Annotated in this window: 23 protein-coding genes and 4 tRNA genes; 8 read left to right on the forward strand and 19 right to left on the reverse strand. The window is 37.8% G+C overall.

All coding sequences use genetic code 11. The annotated features are described in order from the left end of the window. The first annotated feature begins 106 nt into the window (after nucleotides 1–106). The 4 genes from CH354_RS05205 to CH354_RS05220 are packed head-to-tail and all read left to right on the forward strand — an operon-like array spanning nucleotide 107 to nucleotide 4434. On the forward strand, nucleotides 107–1357 hold the full coding sequence (locus CH354_RS05205; protein ID WP_100725951.1) for an OmpA family protein: 1251 nt from the start codon (nucleotides 107–109) through the stop codon (nucleotides 1355–1357). Nucleotides 1358–1399: 42 nt separating this feature from the next. Next, on the forward strand, nucleotides 1400–2254 hold the full coding sequence (locus CH354_RS05210; RefSeq protein WP_100725623.1) for a substrate-binding periplasmic protein: 855 nt from the start codon (nucleotides 1400–1402) through the stop codon (nucleotides 2252–2254). A gap of 7 nt (nucleotides 2255–2261) precedes the next feature. After that, nucleotides 2262–3806 carry an alginate export family protein gene (locus tag CH354_RS05215; protein WP_100725624.1) on the forward strand — a complete coding sequence of 515 codons (1545 nt, stop codon included), beginning with the start codon at nucleotides 2262–2264 and terminating at the stop codon, nucleotides 3804–3806. Between the two features lie 31 nt (nucleotides 3807–3837). Continuing rightward, a complete protein-coding gene (locus tag CH354_RS05220) occupies nucleotides 3838–4434 on the forward strand; it encodes a hypothetical protein (protein ID WP_125172366.1) in 597 nt (198 codons plus the stop codon). Between the two features lie 30 nt (nucleotides 4435–4464). On the opposite strand, the gene recR is transcribed toward CH354_RS05220, so the two are convergent. The 8 genes from recR to CH354_RS05260 form a co-directional block, all read right to left on the reverse strand. Beyond that, on the reverse strand, nucleotides 4465–5073 hold the full coding sequence (gene recR / locus CH354_RS05225; protein WP_100725626.1) for a recombination mediator RecR: 609 nt from the start codon (nucleotides 5071–5073) through the stop codon (nucleotides 4465–4467). Continuing rightward, nucleotides 5051–5416 carry a YbaB/EbfC family nucleoid-associated protein gene (locus CH354_RS05230; RefSeq protein WP_174705084.1) on the reverse strand — a complete coding sequence of 122 codons (366 nt, stop codon included), beginning with the start codon at nucleotides 5414–5416 and terminating at the stop codon, nucleotides 5051–5053. Before CH354_RS05230 ends, recR begins: the two co-directional genes overlap by 23 nt. 20 nt (nucleotides 5417–5436) lie before the next feature. Continuing rightward, the gene (gene dnaX, locus CH354_RS05235) at nucleotides 5437–6897 is read right to left on the reverse strand and encodes a DNA polymerase III subunit gamma/tau (protein WP_100725627.1); all 1461 of its coding nucleotides are present in this window, start codon (nucleotides 6895–6897) and stop codon (nucleotides 5437–5439) included. Nucleotides 6898–7028: 131 nt separating this feature from the next. Further along, nucleotides 7029–7115: transfer RNA gene (locus tag CH354_RS05240), tRNA-Ser, on the reverse strand. 45 nt (nucleotides 7116–7160) lie between these two features. Then, on the reverse strand, nucleotides 7161–7601 hold the full coding sequence (locus tag CH354_RS05245; RefSeq protein WP_100725628.1) for a nucleoside deaminase: 441 nt from the start codon (nucleotides 7599–7601) through the stop codon (nucleotides 7161–7163). Between the two features lies 1 nt (nucleotide 7602). Then, nucleotides 7603–7676 (reverse strand) — tRNA-Arg (locus CH354_RS05250). 392 nt (nucleotides 7677–8068) lie between these two features. Next, nucleotides 8069–8155: transfer RNA gene (locus tag CH354_RS05255), tRNA-Ser, on the reverse strand. A 7-nt stretch (nucleotides 8156–8162) separates the two neighbouring features. After that, nucleotides 8163–8246 (reverse strand) — tRNA-Ser (locus CH354_RS05260). Nucleotides 8247–8316: 70 nt separating this feature from the next. Here CH354_RS05260 and CH354_RS05265 point away from each other — a divergent pair. After that, nucleotides 8317–9492 carry a class I SAM-dependent RNA methyltransferase gene (locus CH354_RS05265; RefSeq protein WP_100725629.1) on the forward strand — a complete coding sequence of 392 codons (1176 nt, stop codon included), beginning with the start codon at nucleotides 8317–8319 and terminating at the stop codon, nucleotides 9490–9492. A gap of 65 nt (nucleotides 9493–9557) precedes the next feature. Here CH354_RS05265 and CH354_RS05270 read toward each other — a convergent pair whose 3' ends face one another. From CH354_RS05270 to CH354_RS05295, 6 genes are all read right to left on the reverse strand, one after another. Continuing rightward, nucleotides 9558–9758, reverse strand: a complete 201-nt coding sequence (locus tag CH354_RS05270) for a YgaP family membrane protein (RefSeq protein ID WP_100716100.1) — start codon at nucleotides 9756–9758, stop codon at nucleotides 9558–9560. A 43-nt stretch (nucleotides 9759–9801) separates the two neighbouring features. Further along, nucleotides 9802–10680 carry an alpha/beta fold hydrolase gene (locus CH354_RS05275; protein WP_100725630.1) on the reverse strand — a complete coding sequence of 293 codons (879 nt, stop codon included), beginning with the start codon at nucleotides 10678–10680 and terminating at the stop codon, nucleotides 9802–9804. Then, a complete protein-coding gene (locus tag CH354_RS05280) occupies nucleotides 10661–11635 on the reverse strand; it encodes a CE1 family esterase (RefSeq protein ID WP_243395969.1) in 975 nt (324 codons plus the stop codon). The genes CH354_RS05275 and CH354_RS05280 overlap by 20 nt, the downstream gene beginning before the upstream one ends. Nucleotides 11636–11676: 41 nt before the next feature. Continuing rightward, a complete protein-coding gene (locus CH354_RS05285) occupies nucleotides 11677–12150 on the reverse strand; it encodes a WbuC family cupin fold metalloprotein (protein WP_100725632.1) in 474 nt (157 codons plus the stop codon). After that, entirely contained in the window at nucleotides 12128–12319 is a 192-nt protein-coding gene (locus CH354_RS05290; protein ID WP_100716258.1) for a (2Fe-2S)-binding protein, read from the reverse strand. Before CH354_RS05290 ends, CH354_RS05285 begins: the two co-directional genes overlap by 23 nt. Before the next feature lie 162 nt (nucleotides 12320–12481). Then, on the reverse strand, nucleotides 12482–13579 hold the full coding sequence (locus CH354_RS05295; RefSeq protein ID WP_100725952.1) for a glycosyltransferase family 4 protein: 1098 nt from the start codon (nucleotides 13577–13579) through the stop codon (nucleotides 12482–12484). 147 nt (nucleotides 13580–13726) lie between these two features. Here CH354_RS05295 and folE point away from each other — a divergent pair, with 147 nt between their 5' ends. Together folE and acs are read left to right on the forward strand one after the other, a co-directional pair. Next, nucleotides 13727–14278: a GTP cyclohydrolase I FolE gene (gene folE / locus CH354_RS05300; RefSeq protein WP_100716096.1), complete on the forward strand. Its 552-nt coding sequence runs from the start codon at nucleotides 13727–13729 to the stop codon at nucleotides 14276–14278. 83 nt (nucleotides 14279–14361) lie between these two features. Continuing rightward, nucleotides 14362–16326 (forward strand): acetate--CoA ligase, encoded by a 1965-nt coding sequence (gene acs, locus CH354_RS05305; protein ID WP_100716095.1) that lies wholly within the window; start codon nucleotides 14362–14364, stop codon nucleotides 16324–16326. Between the two features lie 138 nt (nucleotides 16327–16464). Here acs and CH354_RS05310 read toward each other — a convergent pair whose 3' ends face one another. After that, on the reverse strand, nucleotides 16465–17595 hold the full coding sequence (locus CH354_RS05310) for a tetratricopeptide repeat protein (RefSeq protein ID WP_243395970.1): 1131 nt from the start codon (nucleotides 17593–17595) through the stop codon (nucleotides 16465–16467). A 109-nt stretch (nucleotides 17596–17704) separates the two neighbouring features. Between CH354_RS05310 and CH354_RS05315 the strand changes: the two genes are divergently transcribed. Further along, the gene (locus CH354_RS05315) at nucleotides 17705–19852 is read left to right on the forward strand and encodes a sodium-translocating pyrophosphatase (protein ID WP_100725634.1); all 2148 of its coding nucleotides are present in this window, start codon (nucleotides 17705–17707) and stop codon (nucleotides 19850–19852) included. A gap of 138 nt (nucleotides 19853–19990) precedes the next feature. Here the strand turns inward: CH354_RS05315 and CH354_RS05320 are convergent, their stop codons facing one another. The 4 genes from CH354_RS05320 to CH354_RS05330 form a co-directional block, all read right to left on the reverse strand. Continuing rightward, a complete protein-coding gene (locus CH354_RS05320) occupies nucleotides 19991–20413 on the reverse strand; it encodes an Ig-like domain-containing domain (protein WP_100725635.1) in 423 nt (140 codons plus the stop codon). Nucleotides 20414–20434: 21 nt separating this feature from the next. Next, nucleotides 20435–20740 (reverse strand): TRL-like family protein, encoded by a 306-nt coding sequence (locus CH354_RS18435; protein WP_239671101.1) that lies wholly within the window; start codon nucleotides 20738–20740, stop codon nucleotides 20435–20437. A gap of 121 nt (nucleotides 20741–20861) precedes the next feature. Beyond that, on the reverse strand, nucleotides 20862–21107 hold the full coding sequence (locus CH354_RS18270; protein WP_125169749.1) for a hypothetical protein: 246 nt from the start codon (nucleotides 21105–21107) through the stop codon (nucleotides 20862–20864). Continuing rightward, nucleotides 21104–21421, reverse strand: a complete 318-nt coding sequence (locus CH354_RS05330) for a TRL-like family protein (protein WP_100716090.1) — start codon at nucleotides 21419–21421, stop codon at nucleotides 21104–21106. The genes CH354_RS18270 and CH354_RS05330 overlap by 4 nt, the downstream gene beginning before the upstream one ends. Between the last annotated feature and the right edge of the window lie 6 nt (nucleotides 21422–21427).

Raw genomic sequence — 21427 nt, forward strand, 5'->3', positions numbered from 1 at the left:
GACGATTGCATTTAAACGAGCTACAATTAGCGCACCTTCGACAATTTATAAACGAATAACAATTAAATCCCTTCAATTTTTGAATCATTCAAAACTCAGCCAATGGATGGTTGGTTTGTTACTTACATCACTTTTAACTTCATCTGTACTGGGACAAACAAGTGAAGGTGAAAATACTTTAGTTGTCAGTCCGATTCGAGGGCCTATCAATTCTGAGTTTCAGGAGTTTGGTCCAACGATGACTCCCGATGCAAAAACTTTATATTTTTATTCGAAACGAGCGGAACGTAGTTATACAGAAATTTTCAAATCAGAACGTAAGAAGGATGGAACATGGGATTTTCCTGAAGAAGTCAGTATTTTAAATTCCCCATTTGATGACCAAAGTCCGTTTATCACCCGCGACGGAAAAATGATTCTACTTTCATCAAATCGAGATGGTTCCATTGAAGTGATATTAGCCGATGGAAAAATAGGTATTTCAAGAGATTTGTACGTCTCAAATTGGAATGGAAAAACTTGGTCCGTTCCTACCCCTTTACCTTCCCCTATCAATACAGAGGAAATTGAAGAAAATCCTCATTTGTTAGGTGACACTCTCCTTTTTACACGATACCCTTTTGGAAAACCAAACTTAGCAAAAATATATTATAGTCAGTTTCAGAATAATCAATGGACCAAACCAAAACTATTGCCATCACCTATCAATGACCAACATGCAACGATTGCTGCTGCTTTCAATGATGATGGTAAAATTCTTTTTTTCTCCTCCAACCGTCCTGGTGGATTTGGCGGATTTGATTTGTATATGGCAAAAATGGAAGGGGAAACATTTACTGATGTAGAGAATTTAGGAAGTCCTATCAATTCATCTGAAGATGAAGCCTATATTGTTTATCAGCAGGTGAAAAAAACCTTCCTATTTTGCCGGCGAGTGGAAGGAAAATCATTTGATATATTCACAGCATCAGTTCCCAAACAGGAAAATTTGGTTCAAAAGAAACTAGAAGAAACGAAGAAAATTTCACTGGATTCTGTTTATTTTGAAAGAGCATCTTCCTTATTAAAATCAGAATCATCAGTTCCCTTGGATTCAATCGTTGATTACCTTCATGAAAATTCCGAACAAAAAATGAAAATCATAGGACATACTGACCTAACTGGTACTTTTGAGGACAACATGATTTTATCAAAAGAAAGAGCTGAATCCGTAAAACAATATTTAGTCTCTAAAGGAGTTGATCCCAACCGGTTGGTGACAGAAGGAAAAGGTCCAACACAACCAGTGGTGCAAGGGACAGATGAAGTTTCATCGAAAAAAAATCGACGAACAGAATTTGTCCTACTAAATCCTTAATTTTTCCTTGCCGTTTCTATTTCCAAAAAGAAGGTTAATTGGATGTTCCCTAATTACCTTCGATTTGTTTGGAAAATATTGGTAGCCATTCTATTTGTCCCAACATTGCTAATGGGACAATCTAGTCCAACGTTGGAAAAAATTAAAAAAACCAAAACACTAACAGTTTCTGTTAATGAATTTTACGATCCATTTTACATAGAAAATCCAAATGAAGATTTTCCTGGACTAGATGTTGAATTGGCTCAAGAATATGCAAAATTTTTAGATGTTGATTTAAAGATAATTCCATTACGTACCTTTGACCAACACGCTCGTATGTTGGAAAAAGGAGATAGCCAAATCGCTATGGCTGGAATTTCTTCTTCTATCAATCGATTCCGAGATGTTTATTTTACTGATCCATACTTAATCTCGACACCCGCAGCATTAGTCAATCGTACAGCGCTTCCACCAGAACCGGAAGGTCAAATTGTAACAGTACAACTTTTTAGAAATTTAAATGATTTAACTAACATTACAGGAATTTCCTATTCAGTTTTAGCAAATAGTTCCAACCATCAATTTTTACGAGATGCATTTCCAAAGGCTCAAGTTTTTTCTTATTTCACAAATGAAGCAGCCTTAAACGAATTAAAGAAAAATAATGTAAATGCATTTGTAGCTGATTCATTTTACATCCAAGCACTACTGCAAAAAGATTCTTCACTACGAGCCAATTACTTACCGATTTTAGGTGTGGTACAAGAAGATCATATCAGTATGGCGATTGCAAAAAGAGATATTGAATTCCTTTATAACTTAAACTTTTTTATTAAGGAACTGAAACGAACAGGCAAAATCCAACAGTTGATTAACAAATACTTTAAATCAAACAAATGGGTAAAAAAAGAATAATCTGAAGATGTTAGCTCGTTTACTGACAGTTTGTATTTTGTTTGTAATTCCATTGGGATTTCTATATTCGCAAGAAGAAGAGTCACAAAGAACTATTATGAATTTTAATGGTTCGTTTCGTGTCCGCGCAACGAATGTGGGACGAGATGTTTTGCTTGAACGTAAAACGCCAGTTACTCCGATTACCAATTTAGAAAAGGAAAATACCGAACGATTACAATCGGAACAACAAACAATTCAAAATGATTTAGAAAGAAGACAAAAAGGATTACCAAGTCAAATCACACCACGGAAAGAAGACGTTAGTTATTACGACTCACGTTTTTTATATAACATGAGTTTTTCTGCAAACAAATATGTGGAAGGGATTTGGGGGATGCAAGTTGGTGATATTCCGTTTGGAGGTAGAGGATTAAGGTCAACTGGGCCTGATGGATTTGATCCTGGTTTAGTTGGTCCAGGTTCTGGTGGGGAACGTGGACGAACAGCTGCCGTTAACGTACAAACAAACTTTTTATACTTAAATTTTAGAATTCCTGAATCCGGTTTATTTATTAAGGTCGGACAACAATTATTTAGTTCTGCGCAAGGCCGCGTACTATTTTCTACAGGAACTGGTGTTAGTATTCTAAAAAATTTCCAATTCCTACGGTTATCATTAGAAGGGGGTATCCTTCGGGCAAGGGACCAAAGTTTTTTGGATGTTGATAAAAATGGTTTTGCTGATAAAAATTATCAAAGTTCGAATATCTACTACAATCGTTTAAAATTCGAATACTTTAGGAATATCAGAAATGAAGTGTATGCATACTTTTTGGATGATAATGATAAATCAGATAATGAGACAGCAAGGCTTGCATGGTATGGTTTACACAATGAATTTAATTTCCAAAAATTTTCTTTCATTGTGCATGGAATTTTAAATACAGGGACTGTAAAAAAATTAAAGCCAGTTAATGATACAAACGATGTAACAATTTATAACACAACGCAAAGGCATTTTGTAAAAGGTGGAATGTATGACTTTCAATTTACATACCGTTGGAATGAATCATTAAATTTTAATCTAATCGCTTTAGGAACAACAGGCCGACCAGGTTACGATGCAAATGGTCAGGAAGCAAATTTAAAAGGCAATGGTTATAGAACTCTTGCACCAGGATTTTCCATTTCCAACATTGCAACGGACTTCACTGGTGGTTATGCCTTATTCAATGGATCCAGTTTTTCTGGTTTGAATGAGTATGGTTTGTATTCTAATATCATCGCTTTTGGTCCATATCAATTTACGCTTGGATATTACCAACTTTGGGCAACAAAATCTCCCGAGATTAAAATTAACCGAGAATTTAGTGAAAGGAATGGTTATCGCACTTCCACATACATGGGTATGGAATATAATTTTAACATTCGTTACAATGTAACATCAGATTTTCAAATTATCTTTCGTTCGGGTTACTTTGTTGCGGGTGATGCTCTATTTGTTTTATTAGATTCAAAATATGGGCGTGTGTTACGAGAAGCGTTTATAGTGTTTGAACACAGGTTTTAATGGAAATCAAAAACAAACTCTTTGGTATCTTATGTTCAAGCAAATTTCATTTTTAAAAATCCTGACTCTTTTTTCATTAACTTTCGAAACTTTATTTTTGATCGATCTTTGTTATCTAGATAATATCGAAGTTAAGGGTTCGGTTCAATATATATCTTTTTCTAAAGATCGTGAAACTTGTTTTGCCTCTTTGAAAAACATACAACCAATTCATGAACCTGCCTTTTATTTGGTGGCAAATGAGTTAGAGAAAGAGTTTCTCGTAGATGGAAATAAAGAAATTTGTCAAGAATTCAGAAGGAATGATGAGATTTCATCTTTATATCTCTATTTTTCTAAGATATTCAATCATCCGACAGAAGTAGAAATTATCACACAAAAAGCAGATCATTACTACGAAACACCCTATTTAAAAAATTATCAATTTGTGTTGCTCCATAGCTTTTTTTTAGTAATGATCTTCATTCAGATGTTAGGTTATAAGTTTCGATATCGCAAAACTATTTCGATATTTCTCTACATTGTATTGATTTATATTTCGATTGCTGGTTATTTCGAAATTGAAAGGAAAGTGAAATTCCATTTTTTAGGTGAAAAATTAGAATTTGAAATTGTAGAATCAAAGTAGATCGAAACTACTTTGATCCAGATAAAATGATTATAAAGTCAATCGAGACTTGATTGCTTTTCCTAATGTATATTGGTCAGAATATTCCAAAGTCCCACCGATCGTAATTCCGTGAGCAATTCTAGTAATTTTGATTTCCATCGGTTTAATGACTGTTGATAGGTAAGATGCAGTTGCATCCCCTTCGAGAGTTGGATTGGTTGCGATGAGAACTTCCTTAATTTCACCCATATCTAAACGATGCATTAATTGTTTAATTCGTAATTGTTCAGGTCCAATTCCATCTAAAGGAGAAATGGCTCCGTTCAGAACATGGTATTTTCCAGAGTATTCTTTTGTATTTTCGATGAAAAAAATATCTTCAGGTTGCTCCACAACACAAAGAATTGCATTATCCCTTCGGTCTGATAAACAGATGGAACATATAGGTTCTTCTGTAAGTCCGCCACACTCATCACAAAATCGAAGTTTGGTTTTTGCCTCTTCAATATGTTGTAACCATGACTGGAATGTACTTGGGTCCATTCGTAATATATGAAATCCAATACGTGTAGCACTTTTTTTTCCAATTCCAGGAAGACTTGAAAATGCTTGGATTAGTTTTTGGAATTGTGGATCAGACAGGAGGAAACCCTCCATCCTTTTGGATTTGATTGAAGACACCTTCAAAATCGCTTGGATTAAAACCTAAGACATTTTTCATTTCGTGTGCCATGGTTTCTTTTGCTTTTCTTTGTACTTCATTGGTTGCAGATAAAATCAAATCTTCTAACATCTTTTTATCATCCGCATTGAACATGATAGGATTGATATTTAAATTTGTAAGAGTTCCATCTGCGGACGCTGTGACTTCCACCATTCCTGCTCCCGCTGAAGCAGTAACACGAATCTGAGCGAGGCGTTTTTGAAGTTCCTCTTGTTTCTCTTTGATGTTTCCCAGTTGCGAAAATGCTTCTCGCATCTGTTTCATTTGGTCAAAAATTCCCATACTAACCTTTGGACTTATAAATTTTTAAATTGTTTTGGATCCACTTCCATACCGGAGAATTTTTCTTTTAATAATTTCTCCATATCCTCTGGTTGATTTCCACTTGGATTCGTTTCTTTGGTATTTGTATTTTTTTCCAATGCAGGAGGACTAGAAATTTGTGCCTTCGTTTCAGGTGTTGGTGAATCAATTTTTGTGTTTGTTTGTGAGTTATTGTTAGGATCCGGTTTTGCCTGAGTAGGACTAGGTGTTTGGATTTGTTTTTTAAGTGGTTCAATCGAATCAGGAAGGATACTAATGTCTCCCTGTACAAGTTTTGTTAATTCTGATATTTTGGCTAATAAACCTGAAACACTTGGTTTCTCTCTATCCAAAATTAATTTTCGAAACTGAATTTCCAGATACACTTTCATCTCATAGGAACTTCTAAGTTTCATTAAATTCAATTTTTCATGAATGGAAAAAATACGTTCGGCAAGTAACACTAAAATTTCACGATCAAGTTCGCGGTAGTTTTGTTTGAGTTTTTGTAAGTCTTCTTGAGGGATATTAATCGATTCGCGATCCGCTAAATTGTCTTTGATGAGAAGGAGTGAATTCAAAAATTCAATGAAATCCCAAATGAATTTACTAAGATCAATGCCTGCTTGGAATAAATTTTCTAAGGTTTCGAAGATTTGAGCACTTTGTGAAGTATCAATGAGTTGGTTAAGAAAATCAGTAAAGGTATCAATTCCATGATACCCAATCATTTTTCTAAGTTTAGCACCTGTTAAATTTCCATCAGTGAAAATAACTGCTTGTTCCATAAAGGATAAGGTATCTCGTACAGAACCATCACCTTTTTTAGCGATCCAAAATAAACCTTCTGAATCGTATTTAAGTCCTTCCTTTGTACAAAGTGTCTCGATATAGGATTGTAGAACGGTAACTGGTACTTTTCGGAAATGAAAATCTTGGCAACGTGATAAAATAGTTTCAGGGATTTTATGATACTCAGTTGTTGCTAAAATAAAAACGACATGGGCAGGAGGTTCTTCTAATGTTTTGAGAAGCGCATTGAAAGCAGCTCCACTGAGCATATGTACCTCGTCCAAAATATATACGCGGTACTTTCCCCCCATCGCATTGAATTTTACATTTTCTCTTAATTCACGGATATTATCAACGCCACTGTTGGATGCCGCATCAATTTCAAAAACATCATTTGAATTACCCTTAGTGATTTCTAAACAAGAAGTACACTCATTACAAGGTTCAACTCCATCTGGGCGTTCACAGTTAAGCCTTTTTGCAAGGATCCTTGCAATCGTTGTTTTTCCAACACCTCTTGGCCCTATGAAGATATAAGCATGTCCAATTTTTTTCGATTTAAATGCGTTTTGTAAAGAACCAACTGCAAGGTCTTGGTAAATCACATCCCGAAAGAACTGTGGTCGGTATTTTCGAAAGAGTACTTGGTGGTTTTCGCTCATTTAGTTCTTTGTTTTACTTTTTATAAGATTTGAATTTTGGATTTCCCTTTGAGTATGAAAATTCACGGCTTGGAAGCAATGAAATAATTTCTAAGTGTGGTGCAATTTTAGGGAGTTGAGGGCGGAAAAAGTGGCGGAGAGACCGGGATTCGAACCCGGGGTGCTTTTGGCACACATGCTTTCCAAGCATGCACAATAGACCACTCTGACATCTCTCCAGTGATTTCTACTGCCTTCCATAAAAAGAAACGGTCTTAGGAATTCTACCTTTTCTCTTTGAAAAAACTAAGAAATTCAAATTTTATGTGCGACTTTGGTATGAGTGTGCATTTCGGAAAATGGTTCAAGAGATAAATGGATTCTGTTGTGTAAGAGGAAATCCCTTCTCCTGGTTTTGCAGGAACAAAGTAGACTACCTCTGGAAGTTTCACTCGTAAAATAGCACCCGCACAGAGTAAACATGGTTCGAGGGCTGTCAGTAAAATATGCTCCGAAAGGTAACGTCCATAGGTGAGAGTGAGTGCAGCCTCTATGGCTAAAATTTCACTGTGTTTTGTTGGATTTAATGTTTGTTCGACGGAATTAAACGAAGAGGAAACCAAGTTTCCCTCTTTTGTTAAAATCTCAGAATAGGAAGGGATTTCGTTTTTATGTTTGGTGATTTCTATTGAATATCGTTCTAAAAACGATTCATAGATGTCCACGCGCGCCCAAGAGGATTTGAACCTCTAACCTTCTGATCCGTAGTCAGATACTCTATCCAGTTGAGCTATGGGCGCAATGAATGCTTGGAGCATTTTTACCCAGTCCGAAAGAACGGGTATCACTATGGTTTTTTGCAAGCGGATGGAGTAAATCAAAAATCCCGCAATTCCTAGATAAAGTAGAACAGAAATAAGATGTAGGGTAGTTGCGAGGTAAAGTCCCACAAAAGGGAGGAGTGATAGGACTTGTGCGAGAACAATTCCAACTAAAAACAAACAAGTATTAACCGCAGAATACAAAGAAACAGTCACAAATTCAGGAAATTGGCGTTTCCAAGTAAAAATGGGAACCCAGGAAAAATACAAAGGTAGAGCTGCAAAAATTTTTGCCGCTTCATCAGTCAGAAGGTAGGTCTTAAGTTTCTGGATTTGTTCTTTGAATTGGGTGAATTTCATGGCGGTATCATCGGAGACGCAGGGATTCGAACCCTGGGTACGATTGCTCGTACGACGGTTTAGCAAACCGCTCCTTTCGGCCACTCAGGCACGTCTCCAGCGACTCGGAGAAGGTAGGATTCGAACCCACGGTGGGATTACCACGACGGTTTTCAAGACCGCTGCTTTAGACCACTCAGCCACTTCTCCAAGAGTACCTATCCGTTATGTTAAATGCGAGTGCAGTGTCAAATGAATATTCAATGAATGGTCTACAAGAATGGAAAAGTTGCAGATAAAATTAGAAAAGTGGGTAAACGGTGGATACATCCTTTCTCACTATGATGGGCATGCTGTGTTTGTAGATGGTGGGATCCCAGGTGAAACTGTAGACATAACTCTTACCAAACAAGGTAACAAGGAATGGTTTGGAACAGTAGATGCAGTGATTGAATCCTCACCGTTAAGGGTACCTTCTGACTGCCCTGTGTATTTAGAATGTGGAGGGTGTAGTTACCGGCATATTTCCTACGAAGAGGAAGTGAAAGTGAAGGCTTCTCTATTGGAATTTATGTTCCCCGAATGGATTGGAAAAGCAGAGGTGGTAACTGGACCAAGTATTGGGTATCGCAATAATGTACAATGGCAAGTGGAAGGTGGACAAATCGGATTTTTTGCCAAAAATACCCACAGGATCATTCCTGATTCATCCACTCATTGTAAGAATGTCGATAAACGTTTGTTAATTGAAAATCCAAACGACTTTGGTATCCTTTCCGATGAGAAACCAAAACAAAACCGATTTCCCAAACCATCCAAAGATTCAAAAACCCAAAAGAATACAAATTCCCTTTCCTTACGTTTGTCTCAAAACGCAGTGGTGTTGTATGAAAAAGAAGAAACAAAGTTTGAATTTTTAAGTACAAAACTCACAGTTCCTGCCAAAGGATTTTTTCAAATTAACCAATTTTTATTGGAAACTTGGATTCAAAAAATCAAATCCTTGTTACCTAAGGATGCCAATGTTTTGGAACTGTTTTGTGGGTGTGGTACCATTGGGATTACCTTACGCGATAGAATCAAATCGCTTTATGGAATTGAATCGCATGAAAAAAGCATTGAATACGCAAATCAAAATGCAAAAGCCAATGGAATCACTACGTATCAATATACGGTTTTAGATTTGTACCAAAAACATTTATCCAAAGATCTAAAAATTTATTCTACATGGATTGTAAATCCGCCAAGGGCTGGGTTATCCAAAGGAATCATTGAAACAGCAGCGATACTAAAACCAAGGGAGATTGTTTATTCCAGCTGTAATCCAAGTACTTTGCGCAGGGATGTAATTTCCTTCACAGAAATTGGATATGAAATGGACCATTTGAGTTTATTTGATTTTTTTCCAAGAACCAATCATTATGAAGTCTTGGTGAGATTACGAAAACGAAAATGAACAACTCATTTTGTTTTCAATGAGTTGTTATCATTTGGTAGACAACCAAAGGGAAAATTTTTGTTTTATTTTCCTTTGGTTGAAATTTTAAAAGGTAAGTATGCTGGACAAAATCCAATTGCTGAAGTAGCAATCATCACTAAACCAATTACGAACAATACAATTGCAGTGGTTCCTTCCACAACGCCACCTAAATACAATCCACCTAACACAAGGCCCACTACAACACGAATGACTCTGTCATATAATCCCATATTTTGAAACATTCTAAGTCTCCTTATTCAATATGACGATTTTTTGGTGAGATTTCTATCTATTTTTTTCTAACCACTCTAAGATAAGTTTGGTTACCTCTTCTCTTTTTTCCCAATGGAGGAAGTGACCAGCATGATCAAAGCCAATCTTTCGAAATCCACGAGGAAAATCAGATTCATCTAGTAAGTGTTCAAATAAATTTTTATGAAAACATCCATCATTCAAACCGTAAAGCACTTGGGTGGGAACTGTAATATGTGTATCAAAAATCCCTACTATACTTTCTCTTCCCGATTCTGTGAATAAATCATTCAGGTTTCTGTAATATGCCAGAGCCGAAGAAAGGATACCTGGATTTTGAAAATTCGATTTGATTTCAGCCAAATGGTCCTGGTTCGGAGTGAATCCTGGTGACCAGTCTTTCCATAAAAAATCAACCAAGGCAAATTGATTTGAACGAATGGTTAATTCTGCTATATAGGGAATTTGAAATAATGCAACATACCAAGAATGAAATGTTTGTAACGGCGCCCAAAAAAAAGAATCTTGAAAGGTTTTGAGCAATGGAACTCCTAAACTTGTGATGGATTGAAAACGATTGGGATAGTACATCCCTGCCGCATAAGCAATGATAGCTCCCCAATTGTGTCCTACCAAATGGACAGTATCCCATCTGCGATCATCCATCCATCCTAAAACATCATTCACTAAATCAACAACATGTAATTTATTCGCATGTGATATGGTCGATGGTTCGTATCCTCGCATTACAGGTGCTACACAATGATATCCTTTTTTTGCGATGGATTCCATGATTGGTGAAAAAGTTTTATGGTTATCAGGAAAACCATGTAAAAATAAGACAGGGTCACCAGAACCTGTTTCTAATGTGGTAAATACAGTGGATAAATTTCTAATTTCCGAATGATGCATTGTTTACCAACTTTTGTTTTGATTCTGTTTTTCGGAAAAATTGTAACACAATCTCTCTCGTATCCAAGTCCTTACTAAGGTATCCATATTGTTTTTCATTTTGGTAGTAAAACCCATTTGGCCAAATATGCCCACCACCAGGAATTAAATAACCTTCTACTACTTCATCGCCTGAACAATCGGACAGTTTCGAATATTCAATGTCTCGTTTCCAAAAACGATTCATATGACGTTTTTTTGTATTCATTTCTTCTTTGCAGGGAAAACCAGAGCTCCAATACGATAGTGACTCTACAAATGATAATACCTCTCCAGCAGGAATTCGTTCTGCTTTTGGACTCATGTCTTTTGGAATGGAAACGATTCCTCCTTTATAAGGAACAACATCATCGGAGGTGCCCATAATAAAACCAATTGATTTGATTGGTGGTTTGGGACAAATTTCAGTAAGTCCTTTTGATGTTACTGCAGCAACAGAATATCCAGAACGGAACAAATCACTTGCTTCACATAACAAACGTTGTGTCATAAAACCACCATTGGAAATACCAACAGCATGGATACGGCTTGTATCCACTGGAATTTTTTTATCGAGGAAATAGACCATGTCGCGAAAAAATTGAACATCTTTTGTGTTTCTTTTGTCTGTAAGAGAATGTGGAATATTCCTTCCATCATTCCATCGATTCCCATATCCATCGGGATAAACGACAATAAATCCGTATTCCTCCGCTTTTTCTGTCATACGAGAAAGGTAAATCATTCCCTCACCGCTTCCCCCACCACCATGTAAAACAAATACAACAGGTAACTTGGATTCATTTCTATTTTTTGGAATGTAATATCGGAAATTGCGGATGATCCCATCAGACACTATGGATTCCAAAGTGTGGTCTTTTACGGGAACAATCGAAGGTAAAGATTTACAAACAAAAGAAAATGGAATCGTTAACATGAATACAATTGAATAATGATAGATGCGCCTAACAATTCCCATCATATAAATAGGGACTCAAAATATTGAATCGTTTCTTTGACTTTAGAATCTCCTTCCAGTGGATACTTCGGGTGGAATTCTTTATCGACGGTTGGATCGTAGGGACCAGATTTTCCTTCGAAACAAACAGCTACATCTGTCAAACAGACCAAACTATGCCAAACACCAGGTTGTAAATCGATTCCTCGTTTTGGTCCATTCGAAGATAATTTGTGAGATTCTTTGATATTTCCATCTTCTGAAAAAATTAAAAATCCAATTTCACCTTCTAATACAACAAAGGTTTCTGGTTTTGGATCCGACAAATGTCTGTGAGGTGAAATGTATGTATTTTTAGATAATACATTGAGAAACCTTTGGTACACTTCCTTTTGTTCATGGAAGTTATGGTTTGTCCGTTTTCGTTCTGCTTGTTTTGCTTTTGTGACGAGGGATCCGATTAAATCGGAATCAATGATTTGTATTTCCTGCAAGTTGGCCTTCCAATTCTCGTTCGATGAAGGCTAACATATCCGGAACACAAGCCGTACAAGTATCTGCCGCTCCCATCTCACGGGCAACTTCTAGTATAGGGCGATTCGTTTCTTTGACAACATTTAAGATGGATTCAAAGAAAACTTCTGCACAGTGACACTTGATCATGGTTCTGAGAATCAGTCTCTTGGTCTTTTGGTAGAATGACAAGAAATTTTCCTGGTCAAAACTCCAAATTTTTCCAATGGGAATGGTCCTCATTTGAGAGACATAATTTATATTTGAAAGGAACACGAACTTTGAATCAAAATTTTGAGGGGCTTTCGGAAACTATCCCAATTGTTTTTTGTACAAAACTTCAAGAGTTTTCATTGCATACGACCAAGTAAACGATTTGGCATTTTCTTTTCCGAGTTTGCGTAACTCAACAAGGCGAGTTTTATCTTTGAGTAGGGAAAGAACTTGTTTGGAAAAGGAAATTGGTTCCTTGGGATCAAATGCTTCAAACCCTTTTCCTAACACTTCAGGTAACACGGTCGCATTCGAAGAAAGGACGGGAGTTCCGATCGCTTGTGCCTCCAAAACGGGAAACCCAAACCCTTCAAATAAAGATGGATACACAAACAAGGTAGCCCCTTGGTAAGCCAGAGGTAACTCATTATATGGCAGATGAGGGAGGAAATAAATTCGTTTTGGATTTTGTTTTTGGAATTCCAACAAATCTTTTGGGATTTCCTTACTGATCCCTCCCACCACTAGGGGAAGTTTGAGTTGTTTATCGTTCCATAACGATTCCAATTGTGTTAATAAGAATGGAAAATTTTTATGAGATTTACCGATCCCAACGGTAAAGAGATACTCTTTTGGTAATTTTTGTTTTTTGAGAAACACTTCCAATTGGGTCTCTGATCGTTTTGAAAAATTTTTTAAATCAATCCCGTTATAAACAACAGTGATTCGATCCCTACGATAACCGAAACTTTTGATTAAATCTTCCTTGGTGTAATTCGAAACAGCGATGATGGTTTTAGCAAACCACTGAATGGAACGAAAAACAATTTGTAAATACAATCTTTTTACAATGGAGTTATGAGTTTCCTTAAAGTGATAAGGAATTAAGTCATGAATGGTAACGATACATTTACGAAGATACTTGAGTGGAACATTAAAATGGGGAATGTCCAATACATCCATTTCTGCCATCAAGGGATGGCCCAAAAATTCCTTTGGAGAATAGATCTTTGTTTTGTATTCTATGATTTCTGCATGTTTGGGGACTTCATATTTTTTGAGAAGAATAGGATCTCCGAATAGGTAAAGTTTGGCGTCCTTTTCACTTAAGGGCCAAAATTTTAATATATGTTGGATGCGAATTCCGATCCCAGAATTTTCGATCATCCTTGCATCATAGCCAATTTTTTTTTGCATTTGTTTGATGATTATGTCCTTTCGAATCAAAAAAAGGAAATGTATCTTTTCCTAAGAAGCCAAGTCTAGTCAAATAAGTAGTGAATATTCTGCATTCAAATTTTGAAAGGCAGGTTCACATAGAACTTACTTTCAAAAAGGAATCGGATGGAAAACTTAATCGAAGAAATCCTGAAACAAATTGGTGAAGACCCAAATCGAGAGGGTCTTGTGAAAACGCCCAACCGAGTCAAAAAGGCGTATGACTTTTTAACCAGTGGATACAAAGCGGACATCAACCAATTGGTAAACGGGGCGATTTTTGAAGAGAGTACAACGGGAATGGTGCTTGTTCGTGATATCGAAATGTATTCTTTATGTGAACACCACTTACTTCCTTTTTATGGAAGAGCACATGTTGCATACATTCCAAATAAAAAAATCATTGGGATTAGTAAAATTCCAAGAATTGTCGACGTATTTGCACGTCGGTTACAAGTTCAGGAACGACTTACCGATCAAATTGCACAGGCGATCCAAGAGACATTGGACCCACTTGGAGTAGGAGTTGTCATCAAAGCAAAACATTTGTGTATGATGATGCGAGGTGTCGAAAAACAAAACTCGGAATTATTCACTTCTAGTTTGCTTGGGGTTTTTAAATCGGATCCAACCACACGAAGTGAATTTTTAGATCTGATCCGAACCGGTTCCCACTAAGTTCATTTTTTAAATTCTTTTTTTACGATTCATGCTGGACTTTTTTCCAAAAAAGTTCAGTCTTTTTCCTCTAGAGGGACACTATGCCGAAAGAAAGAATCGTGGCACCATCCAAAGAATTCGCCAAACTTGCAAATGTTAGCTTAAAAGAATACAAAGCCAAATACAAAGAATCCATTGAAAAACCAGAAAAATTTTGGGCCGAACAAGCTAAACGCCTAACATGGTTTAAAAAATGGACAAAGGTTTTAAAACATGATTTTGCAAAAGCCAAAGCAGAATGGTTTGTTGGTGGAAAACTGAATGTTTCCTATAATTGTTTAGACCGCCACCTTGATTCGCCTCTTAAAAACAAAGCTGCACTGATTTGGGAAGGAGACAACCCAGACGAATCAAAGGTTCTTACCTACCATGACTTACACAGAGAGGTGAATCACTTTGCCAATGTTTTAAAAAAGTTCAAAGTGAAAAAAGGGGATCGTGTCCTCATTTACCTCCCGATGATCCCTGAACTTGCCATTACTACACTTGCTTGTACTCGCATTGGGGCAGTGCATTCTGTTGTGTTTGGTGGATTTTCACCAGAAGCCTTACTTGGTCGGATTGAAGATTGTAAACCTACACTCGTCATTACAGCTGATGGAGGATACCGTGGTGGCAAACCAATTGAACTGAAAAAAAATGTGGATGTCGCTCTATCAGAAACCAAATTCCAAGTGAATGATGTTATTGTTGTCAAACGAACTGGTGACGAAGGAAATCTAAACTGGAAAGAGGGTCGTGACCACTGGTACCATTACCTGATGAAAGACCCAGAGGTAAAAAAGGAATGCCCTGCTGTTCCTATGGATTCGGAAGATCCACTTTTTATTTTATACACGTCTGGTTCTACTGGAAAACCAAAAGGTGTTTTACATACAACCGCTGGATATTTGTTAGGTGCAAATCTAACATTTGCAACTATCTTTGATTATAAAGACACTGATACCTACTGGTGTACGGCAGATATTGGATGGATCACAGGACATAGTTATATTTTATATGGGCCTCTCTCGAATGGTGCAACTTCCCTGATGTTTGAAGGAGTTCCCAGTTACCCAGACATGGGAAGATTTTGGGATGTGATTGATAAATATAAAGTCACAGTTTTTTATACGGCTCCAACGGCCATTCGGGCACTTATGCGTGAAGGACTGGAACCAATCAAAAAACGTTCACTCGCTTCACTGCGGTTACTTGGATCTGTGGGAGAGCCCATCAATCCAGAAGCTTGGGAATGGTATTATGCGAATATTGGAAAATCAAAATGCCCGATAGTCGATACGTGGTGGCAAACAGAAACGGGATCGATTATGATTTCAGGAATCCCAGGTGCGATTCCGCAAAAACCTGGTTCGGCAAGTTGGCCTTTCTACGGCATCCAACCAGTACTAGTGGACAATGAAGGGGTGGAGATCAAAGAAAAAGGGGAAATTTCAGGGAATCTATGTATCGCAAAACCTTGGCCATCCATGATGCGAGGTGTGTATGGAGATCCTAAACGATTTTTTGATACTTACTTTTCGCAATTCAAAGGGTATTATTTTACAGGAGATGGGGCAAACCGCGATAAAGAAGGTTACTTCCGCATCACGGGAAGAGTGGATGATGTGCTCAATGTTTCCGGTCACCGCATTGGTTCAGCAGAAGTAGAAAGTGCCCTTGTGGAACACAAATCTGTGGCAGAAGCTGCGGTGGTTGGTTTTCCACATGATATCAAAGGCCAAGGGATTTATGCCTATGTCACAGTCAAACAAGGGGTTGTGACAAACGACCAATTGAAAAAAGAACTCATCGCCATGGTGGAAAAAATGATTGGGAAAATTGCTAGGCCCGACGTGATCCATTGGGCACCAGGACTTCCTAAAACTCGTTCAGGTAAAATCATGCGTCGCATTTTACGAAAGATTGCCAACAACGAATTTGATACGTTAGGTGATATTAGTACACTTGCCGATCCATCTGTTGTACAATCCTTAATTGATGATAAAAAGAAGTATCACAGTTAAGCAGATCTTTTCGTAAGATAGAACTCCTTTCAATTCCTAGAGAATAAGTCTGGAATTGGAAGGAGATTCATTAATCTCGAATTAAGTATCAAATGCAAAATTCGAAATTGCAATGGTAAGTCTTATCTTTCGTTTCCCTTATAACTCTTGGGGGAGAGCTGCAAATGGGCCCATCACACGAAGGAATTCCGATTCTTCAAATTCCAAATCACGTTCCTTTAGTTTCCTTCGGTATTCATTTGCCTTGGTTTCATTCCGTGAAGAAAACCAATGGATGGCAAAAAGCAAATATTCTCTATTTTTTCGGTAGGTGGAAACATGGTTTTCAAGATCAGATCCAGTGAGTTGCTTTTGGTTTTGGAAATCTTTGACTAAGGAATCAATTGCTAAGGTGTCACGGTCTTTTCCGAGATTCGCATAACTTTGGCGGATGAGAAATAAAATTTCTTTGGCATCTGAATTGGGATCATATTTGAGAAGGTTGTAAAATCCCCGCCGGAACAAAGTTAGTGATTCTAAATACCTTTGTTTTTCTTGGAGGTAAACTCCATAACGTGTGAAGTATCTTGTTTCTTTTAAAAAAATTGTAGAAGTCCAAATGTAAGCTTGTTCAAGCGAATCCGCATTTCGACCACGCCTTGCTAAGATCAAAGTTTCATACATGCCTTCTTCTCGTGGAAAGTAAACAAGATATCGTAAACTTAAATCATCTGCTTCTTTCCATTTTCTATTTTTGATGTTTTTGAGAAGGCTTGTTTGTAAGGCATCTTTTTCGGAAACAAACGTTTTATCATTTTCCAATGTTTGGATGTACATTTCATAATCGGATTCCAATCCCAATTGACGGGAAAGGATGGCAGCCAAGTACAATCTGTACTTTGCATTTGGTTTTTGTTCTAAATACAGTTTGGTATAAAAAAGTGCTTCTCTCGGTTTTTTCTCTTTTTCATAAAAATCGGCAATGTATAAGACCAAATCTAATTGGTCTTTTTTCCGTTTAATGGATTCTTCATAGGCATGGATCCCATCAAAGATTTGCCCAAGTTTCATGTGAGCCTGGGCTGATAGATTATAATACCTGTAGTCGGGGTCTGGATTTAATTCTTTTGCTTTGATGAGAAAATCAAACGCTTTGGCGGGAGTTTCTTGGACAATTTTGTCCTCTGCCATCCGCAGTAGGTCTTCGTAACCATAAAACGCTTTAACGGGATTTAAGGGCTCTGGTTCAGCTAAAATTGAAGGTACAACAAGAAATAGACTTGTTACCAAAACACTAAATTGCCATATTCTCCTAGACCGAAGTATCATCTATGGATTCTCATCGGTCATCTTCTAAAATATCTTAGAAATACAAATAAACAATCTCAAAGAGGATCTCATGAATGTAGAGTTAATCATTATCGTCATGGCACTGGTTTCCATCGCCACGGCGATTTTCTACGCCGCTCGGGTAATACGTATCCAAGTGGGCGCAGAGGGTGGCAACGACAAAGAAACCGCCAAATTAAAAGAAATCTCCGCCGCGATCGCAGAAGGGGCTATGGCCTTCCTTCTCAGAGAATACCGAGTCATTCTGCTTTTTATCAGCTTCATGACAGTTCTCATTTACCTATTATTAGATAATCCCAACACAGAATTCAATGAAGGAATTTACACTTCAGTCGCTTTTGTTTCGGGAGCTCTCATTTCTTGCCTTTCCGGATTTATCGGAATGAAGATTGCCACAGCCGGGAACGTAAGAACGGCACAAGCGGCAAAAACTTCCCTTTCCAAAGCATTCCGAGTGGCTTTTGACTCTGGAGCTGTGATGGGATTTGGTCTCATCGGCCTTGCTGTCCTTGGTATGATTGGTCTTTTCTTACTTTTTACTGGTTCCAATCCTGCTGTTGCCAAACACATCCTCATGGAATCACTCGCTGGTTTTGGTCTTGGTGGTTCATCAGTGGCACTTTTTGGTCGCGTGGGTGGTGGTATTTATACAAAAGCGGCTGACGTTGGTGCCGACTTAGTTGGAAAAGTGGAAAAAGGAATCCCTGAAGATGACCCTCGTAACCCAGCAACCATTGCTGATAACGTAGGAGATAACGTGGGTGACATTGCTGGTATGGGTGCTGACCTTTTTGGATCCGCAGCGGAAGCAACTTGTGCGGCTCTTGTGATTGGAGCAACAGCTTCAGCTTTAGCAGACAATAACTCTGCTCTTCTTTATCCTCTTTTAATTTCTGCGATAGGAATTCCTGCATCCCTCATCACAACTTTTTTTGCGCGAGTGAAAGAAGGTGGAAACGTAGAAAAAGCTCTCAAACTCCAACTTTGGATTTCTACATTCATCGTAGCGGGAGCTTTGTATTTCGCAACTGACCTATTCATGATCGATAGTTTCCAAATCGGCGACAAAACCATCACAAAATGGAATGTTTATACTTCAGTCGCATTAGGTTTGTTTGCTGGTATGTTCATTGGTTGGATCACAGAGATTTATACTTCTCACTCTTATAAACCAGTACGTGAAGTTGCAGATGCTTGTGATACAGGTGCTGCTACCAACATCATTTATGGATTGGCTCTTGGTTACAAATCCACTGTGGTTCCTGTGATCTTACTTGTGATTGTAATTGTAGTTTCCAATATCCTTGCTGGGATGTATGGAATTGCAATTTCTGCAATTGGTATGATTTCTACAATTGCCATTGGACTCACCATCGATGCTTACGGCCCTGTTTCTGATAACGCGGGTGGGATTGCTGAGATGGCAGAACTTGGAAAAGATGTTCGTGACCGCACTGATACTTTGGATGCAGCTGGAAACACAACTGCGGCTGTTGGAAAAGGTTTTGCAATTGGGTCTGCTGCTCTTACTTCCCTTGCCTTATTTGCAGCGTTCATCACAAGAACTCAAAATGCTTCCAAAGAAATGGGAGAGGGTGCGATTGATTTAACTTCGATCGAACTCCTTGATCCATTGGTGTTTGGTGGTCTTCTTTTTGGAGCGATGCTTCCGTTTATCTTCTCTGCGATGACTATGAAATCAGTTGGAAAAGCAGCTCTTGATATGGTAAAAGAAGTACGTCGCCAATTCAAAGAGATCCCTGGTCTTATGGAAGGAAAAGCAAAACCTGAGTATGCAAAATGTGTGGATATTTCCACTTCTGCAGCCCTTCGTGAAATGATCCCTCCAGGTCTTCTTGTTCTCCTCAGCCCAATCGTTGTTGGTTATTTGTTTGGTGTGAAGTCCCTTGCTGGTCTTCTAGCTGGAGCTCTTGTATCCGGTGTGGTCCTTGCGATCTCATCTGCTAACTCTGGTGGAGCGTGGGACAATGCAAAAAAATACATCGAAAAAACTGCTGGTGGAAAAGGCTCTGAAAAACACAAAGCAGCGGTTGTTGGTGATACAGTAGGTGATCCGTTTAAAGATACATCTGGACCTGCAATCAACATCCTCATTAAACTGATGGCAATCACATCACTCGTGTTTGCTGAGTTTTTTGTGACAAAAGGTGGAATCGTATTAAATTTCTTTAAATAAGAAAGGAATACATTCTATCAGATCGAAAAGAGATTATCCTTCTGAAACAGAAGGATAGTTTCCAATTTGATTATCCAAATTTTTTTAAATGAATTGGATTTCTGAAAAAGCCGGCGTAACATCGTCGGCTTTTTTATTTCATAAAGTTGTAAAACTAAAACTTGTATTTGTGCCTAAGGTCAGTCCAAAGGTGGATTGGATGTTTTGGTTTAAGGTAATTGTATATGTAATCCCGGATGTGAGTGCACTTGTTGGAGTGAGAGTGATCGTACGGTTTGATGATCCACCAGTAAGGCTTGGGCAAGAAGGTGAACAGGAAATATTGGTATTGAGAGATGTGGGATCAATTGCCTGGGTCATGATGATGGTGATCGTTGGAGAAAGACTCACACCCGTAGCTCCATTGGCAGGTGTTGTAGATTCAATGGTAAAGGTTGCCGATGTTTGGGTGACCAAAGGTAAAACAAGAATCCCTAGTAAGGAGGGAGATGGTTCCGGCAAACAATGTACGGAAGAAAAAACAAATAGAAATATCAATCTGATTCTTTTCCACATGACCATTGGCTCTATCCTTAGTTTCGACTAATTTCCCCTAGTTACCGTACATAGTTTTGCGTAAATCCCGAAGAAATTATAGGTTTCTAATTCAATTGACGTAATTTCTTTGATGTTTCCTTGCCTTTGTGCCATTTCGATGGATGCGTCTCCGTAGGCCACGAGTCCTAAATAGGATTTCGAACAGGAAAAACCTTCTTTCGTGGCAGTAATACCTGTTTCCATCATTGAGATCCTTTGGTTTTCATACAGAAGACCTTGTGTGCCAAATCCCGAACTGGCACATTGAATGAGTAACATGGGAATGAGGAATTGGAGGAACCGAAAGCCCAAAAATGATCCTTTGTTAAAAGAAAGTATATGTGAATGGAAATTGCGATGGAGACGAAATTGAAGACGTAAACGGAATAGGAAAGAACTAAGATTTTTATGAATATTAGGTATTAAGAAAATTTTATTTTTGCAATTCTTTGTCCAAAAGATGGGAAAGTTGGTTTTGTAAAAGGATGATATCATCATAAAGTTTTTCGATTTGTTCTTCTTTTTTTCGAATTTTTGAGGACAACGCATCAAGTGATTTATTGGGTTTTGTATTCTTTTTGGAGTGGAACTCTTTTAGTTTAGATTCAATTTCTTCATAAATCAAACCACTCTTTAATTTCTTCGAAAACTCTTTCAATGAATCGATGTTTTGTTTCATATCCCTGTCACCCGCAAACAAAGTTCTTGGAAAAAGAAATATTGGTTTTTGTAAATATGATCCACACTATGGATTTCTTTTAATTGGGACTTTTTTGTTACCCACTCATAACTAGCATTGCCTACACTCACAAGACCAAAATAATTTGTGGTACAGGATTCTACGTAGGTATCCCCTGGTACTGGAATCTTTCCAGGGGTATACCATCCAGACTGACCTTTGTTTTGCAAAACAGTGAAAGATGGATTTCCAATTTGGATACTCAGACAGTTTCCTAAAAAAAAAATCCATCCAACACAAAGGAAATTCTTCATACGAAT

Source organism: Leptospira levettii (assembly GCF_002812085.1).
GTDB lineage: Bacteria > Spirochaetota > Leptospiria > Leptospirales > Leptospiraceae > Leptospira_A > Leptospira_A levettii.

Bases quoted from the DNA above. Each gene is read 5' to 3' on its own strand.
- CH354_RS05205 (WP_100725951.1), top strand. From the start codon at position 107: ATGGTTGGTTTGTTACTTACATCACTTTTAACTTCATCTGTACTGGGA.
- CH354_RS05210 (WP_100725623.1), top strand. From the start codon at position 1,400: ATGTTCCCTAATTACCTTCGATTTGTTTGGAAAATATTGGTAGCCATT.
- CH354_RS05215 (WP_100725624.1), top strand. From the start codon at position 2,262: ATGTTAGCTCGTTTACTGACAGTTTGTATTTTGTTTGTAATTCCATTG.
- CH354_RS05220 (WP_125172366.1), top strand. From the start codon at position 3,838: ATGTTCAAGCAAATTTCATTTTTAAAAATCCTGACTCTTTTTTCATTA.
- recR (WP_100725626.1), bottom strand. From the start codon at position 5,073: ATGGAGGGTTTCCTCCTGTCTGATCCACAATTCCAAAAACTAATCCAA.
- dnaX (WP_100725627.1), bottom strand. From the start codon at position 6,897: ATGAGCGAAAACCACCAAGTACTCTTTCGAAAATACCGACCACAGTTC.
- CH354_RS05265 (WP_100725629.1), top strand. From the start codon at position 8,317: ATGGAAAAGTTGCAGATAAAATTAGAAAAGTGGGTAAACGGTGGATAC.
- CH354_RS05270 (WP_100716100.1), bottom strand. From the start codon at position 9,758: ATGTTTCAAAATATGGGATTATATGACAGAGTCATTCGTGTTGTAGTG.
- CH354_RS05275 (WP_100725630.1), bottom strand. From the start codon at position 10,680: ATGCATCATTCGGAAATTAGAAATTTATCCACTGTATTTACCACATTA.
- CH354_RS05280 (WP_243395969.1), bottom strand. From the start codon at position 11,635: ATGTTAACGATTCCATTTTCTTTTGTTTGTAAATCTTTACCTTCGATT.
- CH354_RS05290 (WP_100716258.1), bottom strand. From the start codon at position 12,319: ATGATCAAGTGTCACTGTGCAGAAGTTTTCTTTGAATCCATCTTAAAT.
- CH354_RS05295 (WP_100725952.1), bottom strand. From the start codon at position 13,579: ATGCAAAAAAAAATTGGCTATGATGCAAGGATGATCGAAAATTCTGGG.
- folE (WP_100716096.1), top strand. From the start codon at position 13,727: ATGGAAAACTTAATCGAAGAAATCCTGAAACAAATTGGTGAAGACCCA.
- acs (WP_100716095.1), top strand. From the start codon at position 14,362: ATGCCGAAAGAAAGAATCGTGGCACCATCCAAAGAATTCGCCAAACTT.
- CH354_RS05315 (WP_100725634.1), top strand. From the start codon at position 17,705: ATGAATGTAGAGTTAATCATTATCGTCATGGCACTGGTTTCCATCGCC.
- CH354_RS05320 (WP_100725635.1), bottom strand. From the start codon at position 20,413: ATGGTCATGTGGAAAAGAATCAGATTGATATTTCTATTTGTTTTTTCT.
- CH354_RS18270 (WP_125169749.1), bottom strand. From the start codon at position 21,107: ATGAAACAAAACATCGATTCATTGAAAGAGTTTTCGAAGAAATTAAAG.
- CH354_RS05330 (WP_100716090.1), bottom strand. From the start codon at position 21,421: ATGAAGAATTTCCTTTGTGTTGGATGGATTTTTTTTTTAGGAAACTGT.